This is a genomic window from Microvirga pakistanensis (assembly GCF_004458765.1).
Classification (GTDB): Bacteria; Pseudomonadota; Alphaproteobacteria; order Rhizobiales; family Beijerinckiaceae; genus Microvirga; species Microvirga pakistanensis.
Map to the genome: position 1 here is coordinate 1 of NZ_SPJX01000721.1, position 223 is coordinate 223.

The window sequence follows — 223 nt, forward strand, 5'->3', positions numbered from 1 at the left end:
CGTCTGGCGCAGGGCTCCGCGCGCGAACAGGGTCTGGCTCAGCACCTTGCCGGCGGTGGCGAAGGGCAGGCCGAGGCTGAGCGCCGCGAGCACCTGCGCGGTACCGGCGGACTCGGCCGGCAGGAACGCTCCGCGTTCGAAGAGAACCGTCGTGACGGGGACACTCAGGATCAGCAGGGCGGCGCCCGCCGGGAGGGCGAGCAGCAGCGCCATCTCCAGGGCC

At 74.0% G+C, this 223-nt stretch carries 1 protein-coding gene; it reads right to left on the minus strand.

What is annotated here, in order from left to right:
* Positions 1-223 (minus strand): lipid II flippase MurJ (locus tag E4K09_RS28630; RefSeq protein WP_280177507.1); only part of this gene is annotated, 223 nt, incomplete at both ends.